The organism is Sphingopyxis granuli (assembly GCF_001559015.1).
Lineage (GTDB): Bacteria > Pseudomonadota > Alphaproteobacteria > Sphingomonadales > Sphingomonadaceae > Sphingopyxis > Sphingopyxis granuli.
On the sequence record NZ_CP012199.1, the window covers coordinates 116,745 to 132,738 of the forward strand.

A 15,994-nucleotide genomic window follows, 5' to 3' on the forward strand; every position below is an offset into this window, starting at 1 on the left:
ATCACTCCTTGGCTGTGAGAGAGGGCAGTTGTTCGGCGGGTGCGGGCTCGCCGGTGGCGGCTTCGCGCGCCATGCGACGGCCTTCCCAGCGGTCGATGACGGCGGCGGCGACCGAATTGCCGACGACGTTGGTCGCCGAGCGGCCCATGTCGAGCAGATGGTCGACCGCGAGGATCAGGAGCAGTCCGGCCTCGGGGAGCTTGAAATAGGCGAGCGTGGCCGAGATCACGACGAGCGAGGCGCGCGGGACGCCCGCCATGCCTTTCGACGTCACCATGAGCAGGAGCAGCATCGTGATCTGCTGGCCGATACTCATGTCAATGCCATAGGCCTGCGCGATGAAGAGCACCGCGAAAGTGCAATACATCATCGAGCCGTCGAGATTGAAGCTGTAGCCCAGCGGCAGGACAAAGGAGACGATGCGCCGGTTGACGCCCTGCTTCTCGAGCTCCTCCATCGTCTTCGGATAGGCGGCTTCCGAGCTGGCGGTCGAAAAGGCGAGGAGCACCGGAGTGCGGATGCTGCGGAACAGTCCGAAGGCGCGCGTGCCGATGATCGCGAGCGCGGCGAGGAAAAGCACAAGCCAGAGCGCGCCGAGCGAGAGATAGAAGCCCGAGACGAAGCCCGCATAGGTCACGAGGACGCCGGGGCCCTGCGTCGCGACGGTCGAGGCGAGCGCGGCGAAGATTGCGACCGGGGCGGTCTTCATCACGAAGCCGGTTACCTTGAGCATGATCGCGGCGACCTGCTCGACGAGGGCGAGCACGGCGGGAGCCTTGTCGTCGATGGCGGCCACCGCCGAGCCGACGAGGACCGAGAAGACGACGATCTGGAGGATCTCGTTCTCGGCCATCGCCTGGACGATCGATTGCGGGATGAGGTGGGTGACGAATTGCTTGAGCGAGAAGTCGCCGGTCGCGACGAGGCCTTCAGCGCCGGTTGTCGGCAGGTCGAGCGCGAGGCTCGCGCCCGGCTGGAGCAGGTGGACCATGACGAGCCCGATCGAGAGCGACACGATCGAGGCCCCGATGAACCAGCCCATCGTCTTCGCGCCGACGCGGCCGATCGCGGCGGCGTCTTCCATATGCGCGATCCCAGCAACGAGGGTCGCGAAGACGAGCGGCGCGATGATCATCTTGATGAGGCGCAGAAAGAGGTCGGTAAGGATCGAGAGATTGTCGGCGATTTCGGCGGCTCTTGCGGCCGGGTAATGCGAATTCACGAACCAGCCCGCCGCAATCCCGGCGACCATGGCGAAGATGAGGATGAAGGCGAAAGCTCTGTTCATGACTGTCCCGTTCCGGCTTCGCCCCGGCCGGGGCGTACAGGAAGCAGAGACGCAAGTGCGGCGCGGTTCCGCAGCAGCAATGCGGTCGACAAGCGCATATTGTTGCGACATGGCGGGCGCGGACCGAACAGGCTGGTGGGGATATCTACCGCCGCTGCGTCAAAGCAGGGCAGGGCGACAATCAGACAATCGAGGAGACGCGCGTGGCCAGTTTTCGGAAGATGATCGTAGCGGGAACGGCGCTCGCCGCCGGGCTTGGCTGGGCGAGCCAGTCGGTACTCGCCGAACCGGGCGGCGAGCTGGTCGCGATCACCGGCGCGACGATCTTCGATGCCACGGGCAAGGATCCCTATCGCGGCACCGTCGTCGTGCGGGGTGGCCGGATCGATGCGGTCGGAGCTGACGTCAAGGCTCCCAAGGGCGCGAAGATAGTGCGTGCCGACGGCAAGGCGCTGCTCCCGGGCTTCATCGACGTCCATACGCACTGGTCGCCGTCGGGCTCGCCCGCCGCGCTGCCGCAAATCGCCAACGCTTACCTCTCGAGCGGCGTGACGACCGTGAACGACTTCCACCAGCAGCCCGAAGCCTTCGCGCCGCGCCGCGCCTGGCTCGCCGACATCTACGCGCCGCACGTCAACTTCGTCGCGCGCATGAGCACGCCGGGCGGCCACGGCGCCGACTGGGGTGACACCAATACCACCAAATGGGTCGCGACCGCCGAGAGCGCGCGGCGCGAGGTGCAGGCGCTCCAGCCCTATCGCCCCGACTATATCAAGGCTTTCGCCGACGGCTGGCGCTACGGCCAGCTGCCCGAGGAAACCTCGATGAACGTCGAGACCCTCGCCGCACTCGCCGACGAGGCGCACAAGCATGGCCAGCGCGTGCTCACTCATACGGTGACCGTCGAACGCGGCAAGCTCGCCGCCGACGCCGGCATCGACGTGATCGCGCACAGCATCCAGGACGGCGTGCTCGATGCCGACGCGATCGCCCGGATCAAGAAGGCGGGCACCTTCTACGCCCCGACGCTCGCCATCTATCAGCTGAAGCCCGACGAGATCGGCCCCGGGCGCAAGGACGACGCCGCGACGCGCCTGCGCATTCGCAAATATGGCTTCGCCGAAGAGAATGTCCGCAATCTCCACGCGGCCGGCGTCACGATCGCGGTCGGGACCGACGCGGGGATCGGCGGTGCGAAGCACGGCGTCTCGACGCTCCAGGAAATGGAATTGCTCGTTGCGGCTGGCCTCACGCCGAAGGCGGCGCTGCTCGCGGGCACGTCGAATAGCGCGCTCGCGCTCGGACTTTCGGCCGACCGCGGCACGATCGAGAAGGGCAAGCGCGCCGATCTTGTGCTCATCGACGGCAAGCCGTGGGAAGCGATCGGCGATGTCGAGAAGATCGACCGTGTTTTCGTCGACGGCAAGCTCGTCCATGGCGCCGGGGTGAAGCTGCCCGCGGGCAACCTCGCCACGACGCTCCCGGCGTTGCCCGCTGAGGCGCTGATCGACGATTTCGAACGCGCCGATGGACGGAGCTCGCTCGACACGCTCCGCCTCACCGACATGGATGGCGGCGTCGAGCGTTCCTCGGTGGTCACCAACCGCGTGACCCACGCGGGCGGCGACGGCTCGGCGCTTGCCTTCGCGGTGCAGATGTCGCTCAAGGACAAGCCCGAGGGCGGCATCCTCGTGCCCTTGAGCCGTGGTTCGGTCCGTCCGGTCGATGCGCGCAAGTTCGCAGGCGTCCGGCTCGATATGCGCGGCGCCGGCCGCTATCTCCTCGTGGTCAACACGCTCGCAGGCGAATTCACCGCGCCGATCGAAGCGAAGGAAGGCTGGTCCGAGCTGCGCGTGCCCTTCTCCGCGCTCGTGGCGACGCGCCCCGGCCGCGGCGATGCGCCGTCCTGGCGCGGCGACGATCTCGTGCAGGTCGGTGTCGTCGTCCAGCGCGAGGCGGGCGCAAGTTCATGGGGCGAAATCGACAATCTTCGCTTTTACTGATTCCCGCGCGGCGCCGCTTACGGCGGTCTGCCGCAAAGCGAGCGATCCTTGCTCCATCCGTGTCAGACTCGGTTGGGCAATATAGGAGTGGGGTAAACTCGCTTCGTTGCGTCTCTTTCTATTGAGAGCGGATGCATTTGCTCAGAATCGCGCGTCCGCTGTTCCTGGAGGGAGTATTCGCTGATCATGGAGGAGGACCGGGCTGCATGGACTTTAGCAGCGGATGTCCCGCTCGCGGCTGCACGGCATCAGCTTTTGTCGATAGCGAAAGATACGGCGGCGGTGCGCGGCTTCTTCGATCCCGAGACCTCGACGATCAGCTATTTGGTCCATGATCGGCGCACGAAGCGCGGCGCGGTGATCGACAGTGTGCTAGACTATGACGCAGCTGCCGGGCGTACCTCGACCGCCTCGGCCGAAGCGATCATGGAGTATGTCCGCGCCGAGGGCATCGCGATCGACTGGCTTTTGGAGACCCACGCGCATGCCGATCATCTCTCGGCAGCAGCTTGGATCAAGGAAAGGCTCGGCGGCGCGATCGCGATCGGCGAGCATATCCGGGACGTTCAGGCTGTATTCGGCGACATCTTCAACGCCGGACCCGAATTTCGCCGTGATGGCTCGGATTTCGATCGTCTCTGGTCCGATGGCGACCGTTTCGCAATTGGCGAACTGCCAGTTACCGTGCTCCATGTTCCCGGTCATACGCCAGCTTGTGTTGCTTATGTGATCGGCGATGTGGTGTTCGTCGGCGACACGATGTTCATGCCCGATTACGGCTCGGCGCGCGCTGATTTTCCGGGCGGCGATGCTGTTTTTCTGTTCCGGTCGCTCCGCCGCATCCTTGAGCTCCCCGGCGATACGCCGCTCTTCATGTGCCACGACTATCTGACCGCGGAGCGGCAGGAGCACCGCTGGCAAACGACCGTCGCCGAGCAGCGTGCCGCAAACGTCCACGCGCGCGACGGTATCTCCGAAGACGAGTTCGTCGCTCGCCGCCGCGCGCGCGATACCGAACTCGCGATGCCTCGGCTGCTGCTGCCTTCGATACAGGTCAATATGCGGGCGGGGCGCTTGCCGCCCGCGGAGGACAATGGCGTCGCCTATCTCAAGATACCGATCGATCGGCTGTGAGCGCCGACACCTTTCCCCGAATGGAGAAACAATGACCATCAGGAGCCTGACCCCAGCACTCAGCGTGTCGCCGCAGATCGACCCGGCCGATGTCGTCGCGCTCGCCGCGTCGGGGTTCCGCTCGATCGTCTGCAATCGCCCCGATGGCGAGGAAGCAGGGCAGCCGACGGCAGCGGCGATCGCCGCTGCTGCAGAGGCGCACGGCCTTCGCTTCGTGCATATTCCCGTCATGTCGGGCGGGATCGATGAAGGCGATGTCGCCACAATGGCCCGAGCGCTCGCCGACCTCCCGGCGCCGGTTCTGGCCTATTGCCGCTCAGGCGCGCGCTCCGAGCAGCTTGCCGGTATGGCGTCGGCGCGCGGCGCCGATGGTAGTGTCGCGCATTATGATATCATCGTGATCGGTGGCGGCAGCGCGGGGATCGCGACCGCAGCGAGCATTCTGCGCCGCCGTCCCGGGGTGTCTATCGCGATCGTCGAGCCATGCGCGGATCATTATTACCAGCCCGGGTTCACGATGGTCGGCGGCGGCATTTTTGCGGCCGAGGCAACCCGGCGCGACGAAGCGGGGCTGATCCCAGCAGGCGCCGAATGGGTCCGCGGCGCGGCGGCATCCTTCGATCCCGCGAGCGACCGGGTGACGCTCGCCGATGGGCGCGTGCTCGGCTATCGCGCGCTCATCGTCTGTCCGGGGCTCAAGCTCGACTGGGACGCGATCCCAGGGCTCGCCGGAGCGCTCGGCGCGGACGGCGTAACGTCCAACTATCGATACGATCTTGCGCCCTATACCGACCGTCTGGTGCGCCGTTTTCGCGGCGGCCGTGCACTGTTCACCCAGCCGCCGATGCCGATCAAATGCGCGGGCGCCCCGCAGAAGGCGATGTATCTCTCGTGCCACCGCTGGGAGCGCGCCGGGTTGCTCGGGCAGGCCGAGGTGCAATTCCATACGGCGACGCCGTCGCTGTTCGGGGTCGCTGCCTATGTGCCTGCGCTCGAAGCCTATATCGCGCGCTACGCCGTCGATCTGCAGCTAGAATCGCGTCTCGTGTCGATCGACGGGCCGGCAAAAGTCGCGCTCTTCGAGCAGCGTCGCGGCGACGCCGTCCGCCGGGTCGAGGAACGCTTCGACATGATCCATGTCGTCCCGCCGCAGGTCGCCCCCGAATTTATCGCATCGAGCCCGCTCGCGGCGCCCTCCGGCTTCGTCGCGGTCGACGAGGCGACGCTCCGCCATAGTGTGTACGCCAATGTCTTCGCGCTCGGGGATGTCGCTGCAACCACCAACGCCAAGACCGCGGCCGCCGCGCGCAAACAGGCGCCTGTCGTGGCGCTCAACGCGCTCGCCGCGCTCGATGGCGCTCCGCCAGTGGCAGCTTATGACGGTTATGGGAGCTGCCCACTCACGGTCGAAGCAGGGAAGATCGTCCTCGCCGAATTCGGCTATGGCGGGAAATTGCTCCCGACCTTTCCCAAATGGATGATCGAGGGCACGCGGCCGTCGCGCATCTCCTGGCTGCTCAAGGAAAAGATTCTACCGCCGGTCTACTGGCACGGCATGCTGCGCGGCCGCGAGTGGCTCGCGGCGCCGGCGCCGATCGGTTCGGGGGCGTGACGCTCGACACGCTTCAATATCTGCTCGGCGGCCTGTCGGGCGGCATCGTCGGCTTCACCCTCGGCCTTGTCGGCGGTGGCGGCTCGATTCTCGCAGTGCCGCTGATGGTCTATCTCGTCGGGGTCGCGAGCCCGCATGTAGCGATCGGGACGAGCGCGCTCGCGGTTGCCGCCAACGCGGCCTCGGGGCTCGCGCAGCATGCACGCGCCGGGACGGTCAAATGGCGCTGCGGCTTTCTCTATGCGGGGAGCGGCATCGTCGGCGCGCTCGCAGGCTCGACCATCGGCAAGGCGATCGACGGGCAGAAACTGCTCTTCCTCTTCGCGTTGCTGATGCTCGTCGTAGGCGTGCTGATGCTGCGCGGGCGAGACAATCCCGGCATTGAGGGGGCCGCCTGCAATCGCCATAATGCGCCGAAAGTGCTCGGCTATGGTCTCGGCACCGGGGGCTTTTCGGGATTTTTCGGTATCGGCGGCGGGTTCCTGATCGTGCCTGGGCTGATCGCCTCTACGAAGATGCCGATCCTCAACGCGGTCGGCACCAGCCTCGTCGCGGTCACCGCCTTCGGGCTGACCACGGCGCTGAGCTATGCGGCGTCGGGATTGATCGACTGGCCGCTGGCCGCAGTCTTCATCGCCGGGGGACTCGCCGGCGGTATCGCCGGGACACGCGCCGCGCGTCAATTATCGAGCCGGGGGGCGCTGACCGCGATCTTCGCCGGCCTTATCTTCACGGTCGCAGCCTATATGCTCGTCAGGAGCGCGAGCGCTCTTTTCGCGACCGCGGGCGGTTGAGGTTCCTGCCGCCCGCCGCCACCGTCTATTTCATCTTTTCAATCCGCGTGATCGTTCCCGCCTTGCCGTTCCAGTCGAGCTCGAAACTCACCCGGTCTCCGACCGCCAGACCTTCCAGCAGCTTCTGCGGCGCGGCGAAGCCCATCGTCATCGCCGGCCAATCGAGTTCGGCGATCGCGCCATGATCGAGGGTGACCTCCCCGGCCGCGGTGTCGATTGCGGTCACGCTTCCCGTGCCCTTGCCGTGCCTGGTTTCGGCCAGCATCGCCATGGCGCCGACATCCTTCGCGGGCGCGGCCGCGTCTTCGGCCGGTTTCGAGGTTTCGCCTTGCTGGCCGCAAGCGGCAAGTCCTGCGGTGAGCGCGAGGCCCAGCGCGAATGTGACAGATTTCTTCATGTCGCTTCTCCTTCGGGTTGAATGGGATTTGCCGCGCGTCTCCGCATGAGCAGATAGGCGGCGGGAATGATGAACATCGACAAGAGCGGCGCGGTGAGCATGCCGCCGACCATCGGCGCTGCGATCCGGCTCATCACCTCCGAACCCGTCCCGGTCCCGACGAGGATCGGGAACAAGCCGGCGAGGATGACTGCGACGGTCATCGCCTTGGGCCGCACGCGCAGCAGCGCACCGTCACGGACCGCGGCCTTGATGTCGCCGTCGTCGCGGGCGGCGAGCGCCTGCTTGAGATAGATAAGCATCACGACCCCGAACTCGGCGGCGACGCCGGCGAGCGCGATGAACCCGACCGCGCTCGCGACCGACTGGTTATAGCCGAGCAGATAGAGCAGCCACAGGCCGCCGGTGAGCGCGAAGGGCAAGCTTGCCATAATGAGTAAAGCCTCGTCCCAGCGGCGGAAGGTGAGATAGAGCAGGACTAAGATGATCGCGAGCGTGACCGGCACCACGATCTTCATCCGTTCGGTCGCGCGGACGAGGAACTCGAACTGTCCGGTGTAGGAGACGCTCACGCTGGGGGGCAGCTTGACGTCGCGCGCGATCGCCCGCTGAATGTCCTGCACCAGCCCCTGCAGGTCGCGGCCGCGGCTGTCGACATAGATCCAGGTCACCGGACGTCCATTCTCGCTGCGCAGCATCGGCGGGCCGTCGCTCACCTTCACGCTGGTGACGGTGCCGAGCGTGATTTGCTGGCGCGACGGCGTCAGGATCGGCAGGCTAGCGAGTTCGCCGATACTGTCGCGCAGCTCGCGAGGATAGCGGACGCTGATCGGGTAGCGCGCGAGCCCCTCGACCGTCTGGCCGATCGTCTCGCCGCCGATCGCGCCGGAGACGATGGACTGCACGTCGGCGACATTGAGGCCGTAGCGCGCCGCCGCGGCGCGATCGATGTCGACGTCGATATAGCGCCCGCCGGTCAGCCGTTCGGCCAGCGCCGAGGCGACGCCGGGCACGGTCTTGACGACCGTTTCGATGCGTTTGGCGGTCTGGTCGATCGCCGCCAGATCCGATCCCGCGACCTTGATACCTACCGGGCTCTTGATCCCGGTCGCGAGCATATCGATGCGGTTGCGGATCGGGGGAATCCAGAAATTGGCGAGCCCCGGAACGCGGACGCGCGCATCGAGTTCCTCGACCAGCTTTTCCTCGGTCATGCCGGGACGCCATTGCTCTTTCGGTTTGAAGCGGATCGTCGTTTCGAACATCTCTAGGGGCGCCGGGTCGGTCGCGGTGTCGGCGCGCCCTGCTTTGCCGAACACGCTCTCGACCTCGGGCACCGTCTTGATCAGCCGATCGGTTTGCTGGAGCAGGCTCGACGCGCGCGCCGCTGAAATGCCGGGAAGCGCCGAGGGCATGTAGAGCAGGTCGCCTTCGCGCATCTGCGGCATGAACTCGCCGCCGATCTGGGTCATCGGCCACAGGCTGGTGGCGAAGACGAGCGCGGCGATCACGAGCGCCTTTTTAGGGCGGTCGAGCACCCAATCGAGTGCCGGCCGATAGGCGTGGGTCAGCCAGCGATTGATCGGATTGGCCTGTTCGGCGGGGATCCGGCCGCGGATCAGCCAGCCCATCAGCACCGGAACCAGCGTGATCGAGAGTATCGCGGCCGCGGCCATCGCATAGGTTTTGGTGAATGCGAGCGGCGCGAAGAGTCGCCCTTCCTGGCCCTCGAGCGTGAAGATCGGGATGAACGAGAAGGTGATGATGAGGAGGCTGAGGAAGAGCGCCGGCCCAACTTCGGCGGCGGCCTCGGTGATCACGCGCCAGCGTTCGGCGCCCTTCAATTCCTCGCCCGGATGATCGCGCTCCCAATGTTCGAGATGCTTGTGGGCATTTTCGATCATCACCACGGCTGCGTCGACCATCGCGCCGACCGCGATCGCGATGCCGCCCAGCGACAGGATATTGGCGTTGAGCCCCTGCAGCCGCATGACGATAAAGGCGATGAGGATGCCGAGCGGCAAGGTCAGGATCGCGACCAGCGCCGAGCGCGCGTGCCAGAGGAAGAGCGCGCAGACGAGCCCGACGATGATGAACTCTTCGACGAGCTTCGAGGTCAGATTGTCGACCGCGCGGTCGATCAGCCCCGAACGGTCATAGGTGGTGACGATCTCGACCCCGGGCGGCAGACTGCGCTTGAGCTCGGCGAGCTTGGTGCGTACGCCGTCGATAACCTCGCGGGCATTCTTGCCCTCTCGCATGACGATGACGCCGCCGGCGACCTCGCCCTCGCCGTTGAGCTCGGCGATGCCGCGCCTTGTGTCGGGGCCGATTTGGACCGTCGCGACGTCGCCCACCGTAACCGGAATGCCGCCGCTTGCAGTGCGGAGAGGAACCGCGCGGAAGTCGTCGAGCGATTTCAGATAGCCGCTCGCGCGGACGATATATTCGGCTTCGGCGAGTTCGAGGCTGCCGCCGCCGCTTTCCTGGTTGGCGCGTTTGAGCGCGTCTGCCACCTCCGGCGCCGTTACGCCAAAGGCGGCGAGCTTCTGCGGATCGACGATGATCTGATATTGGCGCACCATGCCGCCGATGCTCGCGACCTCGGCGACGCCCGGAACCGATTTGAGTTCGAAGCGCAGGAACCAGTCCTGGAGGCTGCGCAGCTCGGCAAGATCGTGGCGCCCGCTCTTGTCGACCAGCGCATATTCATAGATCCAGCCGACCCCGGTTGCGTCGGGGCCGAGGCTCGCGCGTGCGCCCTCGGGGAGGCGGCTTTGCACCTGGCTCAGATATTCGAGGACGCGGCTGCGCGCCCAATAGGGATCGGTGCCGTCGTCGAATAGCACATAGACGAAGCTGTCGCCGACGAAGCTATAGCCGCGCACGACGCGCGCTCCGGGCACGGAGAGCATCGTCGTCGTGATCGGATAGGTGACCTGATCCTCGACGATCCGCGGTGCCTGGCCCGCATAAGTGGTGCGGATGATGACTTGAACGTCCGAGAGATCAGGCAGGGCATCGACCGGCGTCGTGCGGACCGCAGCGATCCCGAGCAGCGTCAGGATCAGTGCCGCCGCGACGACAAGTCCGCGCGCCGCGACCGAGGCGCGAATGATCTTCGCGATCATTGCGCAGGCTCCAGCGGGCGCACGGTGAGACCGGTCAGGCTCGCTTCGGAATCGAGCAGGAACTGACCCGACGCGACGACCTTCTCGCCGGGTGCGAGCCCCCGCAATATCTCGGTCTTGCCGCCGCCTTCGCGCCCAGCGACCACTTCGGCAGGATGATAGCGACCGTCGCCCTTCTCGAGCATCACGATGCTGCGCGTGCCGGTGCGGATCACCGCTTCGCTCGGCACCAGCAGCGCCGGTTTGGCATCGCCGCCGAGCGCTACCGCCGCGAACATTCCGGGGCGGAGACGCCCGCCGCGATTGGCGAGTTCAATGCGCACCGTCAGAGTCCGACTGTCGGCGGTCGTCGTCGGCAGGATCGCCACGACCCTGCCGGCGAAGCTCTCGCCGGGAAAGGCGGTAAGGGTCGCCGTCGCCCGCTGGCCGATGTTGACCAACCCGGCCTGCGCTTCGGGTAGCGCCGCGTTGAGCCATACCGTGCCGAGCCCCGAAATTTCGGCGAGCGTCTGCCCCGTGGCGAGCGTGACGCCCGCGCGCGCATTAAGTGTCTGGACGACGCCGCCGATCGGAGCGCGTACCGTCAGCCTGCCGCCGGTTCGTCCGGTCCGGTCGACCTCGGCAATCACCCCTTCGGGCATGCCCATCAGCCGCAGCCGCTGGCGTGCCGCTGAAGTGAGGTCGGGGCGTCCGAGTTTCTTGACGCTCAGATATTCGGTCTGGGCGCCGCCCCATTCGGGCAATTGCAGGTCGGCGATCGGCGTGCCGGCGCCGATGACGTCGCCGGGCGCGAGGCGATAGACGCGCTCGACGAAGCCGCCCGAGCGCGCCTGGACGATGGCGACGTCGCGCTGGTTGAAATCCACACTGCCATTGACGTCGAAGGTCGCCGCCAGACTGCCCATTTCGGCCGCGACGACGCGTATTCCGAGGCTCTGCCTCGCGGCCGGATCGACCGTGATGCCGGGGCCGGTGCCAGAACCGCCAGCCTCATCGGCATATTTAGGCTCGAGCTGCATATCCATGAAGGGCGACTTGCCGGGCTTGTCGAACTTCTGGTTCGGAAACATCGGGTCGTAATAATAGAGGATCTTGCGGCTGTCGGCGGGGGTTCCCCCCGGCGCATGGCTGTCCCCGCGCTGTCCCAGCCAATAGCCGCCGCCGCCCGCGATCAGCACCGCGGCCAGGATAGCGGCGCGCCACCGCGCCGCTGACGTCGCATCGGTCATCGCCCTGTCTCCCCATAAATGTAATTGATCCGGATCGCGTCGCGCGCGACCTCGGCTTCGCGCGCCAGCGCATCGACTTCGGCCTCCACCAGCGCGAGCGTCGACAGCAGCGCTGTCCCGAGGTCGAGCTTCCCGGCGGCGTAACTGGCGAGGTCGAGTTCAGCGCGCTTCTTGGCGAGCGGGACCAGCCGCGACCGTGCATTGCCAAGCTGCTCATGATGCATGCGATGGTCGGCGAGATCGGCATCGAGCGCCGCCGTGATGTCGCGCTTCGCGGCCTCGCGGTCGAGGCGCGCACGCGTCGCTTCGCTGGCTCGCGCCGCGATTTTCGGGTCCTGCCGCTTCTTCGAGAAGAAGGGCAGGTCGATGGTGACGCCGAGCGTGACGAGGTCGCCATAATTGGGCTCGCGACGTCCATAGGCCGCATTGACGCTCCAGTCGGGGCGCTTGTCGGCGCGCGCAAGACCCGTTTCGGCGTCGGCCGCCAACGTGCGGGCATCGAGCGCGCGCAGCCGCGGCAAGGCGTCGATGCCGGCGCGGAGCGTCGCCTCGTCGACCGTCGGCGGCGGCGGGTCACCCGCCGTGTCGGCGACGGGGTCGCCGGTGAAACGCGCGAGCTGTGCGCGGGCGCGGGCGATCTCGGCGGCGAGCGCGCTGCGGCGGTCGTTGATCGCGGCGCGAAGCTGATCGGGCTCCAGCGCTTGCGCCGGGCGCGCCGCGCCGCTCGCTAGTCGCGCCGTCACCGTTGCTTGCAAATCCCCGAGACCGGCGTCGAGCAGGTCGAGTTCCTTCAGCCGCTTCTTGGCATAGAAGAGATCGACCCAGGCAAGCGCAGTCGCGAGCCGGACGTCCTGCGCGGTAACTGCCTCGTCGGCGCGGGCGATTCCGATATCGGCCTGCGCGCGCGTCGCGCGTGCGCGTCGCTTGGCGGGGTTCGGGAAATCCTGGCTGACGCCGATGACCTGCATCGTGAAATCGTCGCGATTGAACCGGCCCGCATCGGGACCGGTTACCGGGAAATCCTGGATGGCGAGATTGAGCTTCGGGTCGGGAAGCCGGTCGGCGGCGATTGCCGCCGACCGCGCGGCATCGAGCCCGGCTTCTCGGGCTTGTAATTCGGGCGCTCGCGTTTCCGCCAGCCGAAGCGCATCATCGAGCGACATCGGTTCGGCGTGCAGGGCCGTGGGCAGCGCAAGCACGGCTGCCGCAAAGAAAAGGCGCATGATTTCCCCCTTTTTGGATCGGGCGAGGCCATCCCCGGCGCATAGGCGCCGGGGATGGAGATATTACGCCGCGGGGTGCGCCATGTGGCCGCCGGTCATTTTTTTCATGCAATCGGCCGGATCGGCCTTCATCATGTCGCAGTCGCAGTTGGCCATCTGGGCGGACTTGTCCTTCACCCAGACGCGGACCCGCGAGGTGGTATTGGACTTGTTCGGCCCCGGCACCTGGCGGGTCTGCCATTCATAATGGCCCCCCGGCGCTTCCTGTGCGAAAACGGGAGCGGCAAGCGTTGCGGCCGCGAGTGCGGCAAGAGCAAAAATAGGTTTCATGTCGAATTCCTCGGTTGAAAAGCTAGGAAAGGCGCGCCGGAAGCGCGGTTCGCCTTTTGCAATTCAGCCGAGGGATAGAGGTGGATCGGGTTCGGGGCCGAATGTTCTGCCAGCGAGCCGCCGGACAGGAAGCGGATCGAGCAAGCCTGGAACATGCGCTTTCGTTTCGAGCGGCATAGCCGGCGATACGACGGCGGGCGGAAGCGCGCAGCCCATCTTGGCAATGCAGTCGAGCGTGAGACCTTGGCAGGGCCTCTTGTCCTGCGACTTGTCGATGCCCATCATCTCCGCGCATTCGTCGCTCATTGCGGACGCGGTGATGGCCGTGTCGGGCATCGGCATCGCTGAAGCGAACGCCGCTTCCTGGGCCAAGAGACCCAGCAAGGCTCCGAGAAGGAGCAGGAGCGAGAAGCGGCGCTTCATGACGAAAGCATGATCCTTGGCGCATTCCGCGTCAACTTCATTCTGGCAAGCCGGACAAATCGGAGAGCCCAATTCCATCGGTCAAACGTTCTCTGTACCATTTTTTGAGGGATGGGGCGTTCTGGTGCGTAATCAATCTCAGTAGGGGATGTTGGGTGTTTGAACCCGGAAGCCGTAAACAGCGGTTTCCGGGCATGCATGTTTTTGTCCTCGACTTCCCCGAAACTCATTTGAGCTGCGCGACGGCGCAGTTCTTCGAAACAGGGGAAGCGTAGTGAACAATCTATACTGTTGCTCGTTAAAGAAGCGCACAATGCAGCGAACTTCGCTCGCGGCGATTGCGATGGCGTTCGCAATGCCTGTGCAGGCTCAGGAAGCCCAGTCGGAAGGCCTCGCGGAGATCATCGTAACGGCCGAGAAGCGCGAGGAAAATTTGCAGTCTGTTCCCGTCTCGGTCACAGCGATGACCGGCGAGGCGCTTACGGCAACGGGCATATCCAACGTCGAAGACCTGCAATTTTTCGTGCCGGGCGTGTCGATCACCAACGATTCCATGGCGATCATCAATATTCGTGGAATCGGCACCTCCGCGTTCGGCGTTGCGACCGATCCCAGCACGACGGTCCATTACGACGGTGTCTACATCTCGCGTCCGACGACGAGCTATCAGGATTTGTTCGACGTTGAACGCATCGAGGTTCTGCGCGGTCCGCAGGGCGTTCTCTTCGGTCGCAACTCCGCCGGCGGCACGCTCAACATCATCTCCAAGATGCCAACGGAGGATTTGACCGGCGCGCTGGGGCTCACAGTCGGAAATTATGAGAAGCGCTCGCTTAGTGGCACGATTTCGGGGCCGCTCGGAGCGGGCGTCCGAGGCCGTCTCACCTTGCTTGCCAACCAGCGTGACGGCATCTACCGCGACATCGTTTCGGGACGGCGATACCAGAATGAAGACAATCTCGCCGGACGACTGACGCTTGCGATCGACGCTAGCGACCGTCTTGAGATCGTGCTGCGGGCGGATGCCAGCCGCGATCGCGAGACCGGCGCACGGTCTGTCCGGCCCTTTTATCCGCAAGGCTTCATCGATGCGGGGGCGACGATCCCGGCCAATGACAAAGAAGCCGCGCTCGACCGCCTGCCGCGTTACGACGTCGATGCTTGGGGCGTGTCCTCGACGATGAACTGGGATGGTGGTCCGGTCACGATCCGCTCGATCACTGCGCTGCGCAAGAGCAAGGTCGTCCAGGCGCTCGATGTCGACTCGACCGACCTCTTCCTCCGCGATATCGAGTTTTTCGAACGCTCTCGCAGCTTCACGCAGGAGTTCCAACTGCTCAACAATGATGCAGACAAGCTGCGCTGGATCGTCGGAGCCTTCTATCTCAACGAAAAGGGCAATGACGAAATACGGATCATCGAACCGGGCCGTCGGCTCGCGATCCCGGAAAACAATACGACGAACGCTTTCGCGCTTTTCGGTCAAGCGAGCTACGAACTCATCGAGCGCCTCCGTTTGACCGGGGGGCTCCGTTATTCCTACGAGAAGAAGGATTTCGCATATCGGGTCTTGCTGAACGGAAACCAGGTCGATGCCGGCCAGCCCAGATCATCCTGGACCGCCTGGACTCCGAAAATCGGGATCGATTACGACGTTGCCGACGACGTCATGGTTTATGCGTCGGCAACCCGCGGGTTCAAATCGGGCGGATTCCAGCTGGGCGACGGGCGGCCCTTCCTCCCGGAATATATTTGGAGCTACGAAGTCGGCCTGAAATCGACGCTCCTCGATCGTCGGCTTCGAGCAAATGTTTCGGCCTTCTACTATGATTACACCAATCTTCAGGTGGTTGAGTATAACAATGGCGTTGCCAGTACCACCAACGCCGGCAAGGCGACGATCAAGGGGGTCGAGGCGGAACTGATGGCGCGGCCGTTCGATCGTCTGACGCTCACATCGACGATCGCTTATCTCGATGCTCGCTACGATGTCTATTTTGACGATGCCGGTGCAAGCCTCAAAGGCAAGCGGCTGCCCAACGCGCCCAAGTGGAACATCACTCTCGGCGGAGAATATAAGGCGTCCCTGGGCGGCGGAATGCTGACATTGCGGACCGACATCTCTTGGCGCGACAGCGTCTTTTTCAAGCCCAGCAACAATCCGCTCTTTTCCGGAAACGCCACGACTCTCGTCAACGGCCGTATCGCCTGGCAGCCAGCTAGCGAAGCGTGGGAAATTGCACTTTATGGCCGAAATCTGACCGACGAGCGATATGTGAGCTATAGTACGATCGGGACGGACGCCACCGGTGTCTCGAATCCGACCCTTCCGCTCTACATCTACGGCGAGCCGCGTCAGTACGGGCTGCAGCTGCGCTATTTCTTCTGAAGTTCCTCGTCTCGCGAGGTTCTCCGGCGGCTCCCCTACGG

The 15,994-nt window shown here is 65.2% G+C and carries 12 protein-coding genes; 5 read left to right on the top strand and 7 right to left on the bottom strand.

All coding sequences use genetic code 11. The features are described 5' to 3' along the window. Position 1: 1 nt before the first annotated feature. Positions 2-1,288 (bottom strand): dicarboxylate/amino acid:cation symporter, encoded by a 1,287-nt coding sequence (locus tag SGRAN_RS00575; protein ID WP_067179785.1) that lies wholly within the window; start codon positions 1,286-1,288, stop codon positions 2-4. Positions 1,289-1,491: 203 nt separating this feature from the next. Here SGRAN_RS00575 and SGRAN_RS00580 point away from each other — a divergent pair, with 203 nt between their 5' ends. The 4 genes from SGRAN_RS00580 to SGRAN_RS00595 all read left to right on the top strand — a co-directional run bounded on the left by SGRAN_RS00580 (position 1,492) and on the right by SGRAN_RS00595 (position 6,831). Continuing rightward, positions 1,492-3,291, top strand: coding sequence for an amidohydrolase family protein (locus SGRAN_RS00580; protein WP_200905403.1), 1,800 nt, complete (start codon positions 1,492-1,494; stop codon positions 3,289-3,291). A 186-nt stretch (positions 3,292-3,477) separates the two neighbouring features. Beyond that, positions 3,478-4,425 carry an MBL fold metallo-hydrolase gene (locus SGRAN_RS00585; RefSeq protein ID WP_067179787.1) on the top strand — a complete coding sequence of 316 codons (948 nt, stop codon included), beginning with the start codon at positions 3,478-3,480 and terminating at the stop codon, positions 4,423-4,425. Between the two features lie 31 nt (positions 4,426-4,456). Then, the gene (locus SGRAN_RS00590) at positions 4,457-6,037 is read left to right on the top strand and encodes a bifunctional protein tyrosine phosphatase family protein/NAD(P)/FAD-dependent oxidoreductase (RefSeq protein WP_067179789.1); all 1,581 of its coding nucleotides are present in this window, start codon (positions 4,457-4,459) and stop codon (positions 6,035-6,037) included. Then, a complete protein-coding gene (locus tag SGRAN_RS00595; protein WP_053556386.1) occupies positions 6,034-6,831 on the top strand; it encodes a sulfite exporter TauE/SafE family protein in 798 nt (265 codons plus the stop codon). The genes SGRAN_RS00590 and SGRAN_RS00595 overlap by 4 nt, the downstream gene beginning before the upstream one ends. 25 nt (positions 6,832-6,856) lie before the next feature. Here SGRAN_RS00595 and SGRAN_RS00600 read toward each other — a convergent pair whose 3' ends face one another. The 6 genes from SGRAN_RS00600 to SGRAN_RS00625 all read right to left on the bottom strand — a co-directional run bounded on the left by SGRAN_RS00600 (position 6,857) and on the right by SGRAN_RS00625 (position 13,564). Beyond that, entirely contained in the window at positions 6,857-7,228 is a 372-nt protein-coding gene (locus SGRAN_RS00600; RefSeq protein WP_067179792.1) for a copper-binding protein, read from the bottom strand. Beyond that, a complete protein-coding gene (locus SGRAN_RS00605; RefSeq protein ID WP_067179793.1) occupies positions 7,225-10,359 on the bottom strand; it encodes an efflux RND transporter permease subunit in 3,135 nt (1,044 codons plus the stop codon). The genes SGRAN_RS00600 and SGRAN_RS00605 overlap by 4 nt, the downstream gene beginning before the upstream one ends. Continuing rightward, positions 10,356-11,588, bottom strand: a complete 1,233-nt coding sequence (locus tag SGRAN_RS00610; RefSeq protein ID WP_053555660.1) for an efflux RND transporter periplasmic adaptor subunit — start codon at positions 11,586-11,588, stop codon at positions 10,356-10,358. The genes SGRAN_RS00605 and SGRAN_RS00610 overlap by 4 nt, the downstream gene beginning before the upstream one ends. Then, positions 11,585-12,811, bottom strand: coding sequence for a TolC family protein (locus SGRAN_RS00615; protein ID WP_053555659.1), 1,227 nt, complete (start codon positions 12,809-12,811; stop codon positions 11,585-11,587). Before SGRAN_RS00615 ends, SGRAN_RS00610 begins: the two co-directional genes overlap by 4 nt. 63 nt (positions 12,812-12,874) lie before the next feature. Next, positions 12,875-13,141: a hypothetical protein gene (locus SGRAN_RS00620; RefSeq protein ID WP_053555658.1), complete on the bottom strand. Its 267-nt coding sequence runs from the start codon at positions 13,139-13,141 to the stop codon at positions 12,875-12,877. A gap of 63 nt (positions 13,142-13,204) precedes the next feature. Then, a complete protein-coding gene (locus SGRAN_RS00625; protein ID WP_053556385.1) occupies positions 13,205-13,564 on the bottom strand; it encodes a hypothetical protein in 360 nt (119 codons plus the stop codon). Between the two features lie 313 nt (positions 13,565-13,877). On the opposite strand from SGRAN_RS00625, the gene SGRAN_RS00630 reads away from it, so the two are divergent. Next, positions 13,878-15,953 carry a TonB-dependent receptor gene (locus SGRAN_RS00630; RefSeq protein WP_067179796.1) on the top strand — a complete coding sequence of 692 codons (2,076 nt, stop codon included), beginning with the start codon at positions 13,878-13,880 and terminating at the stop codon, positions 15,951-15,953. Positions 15,954-15,994 lie beyond the last annotated feature (41 nt).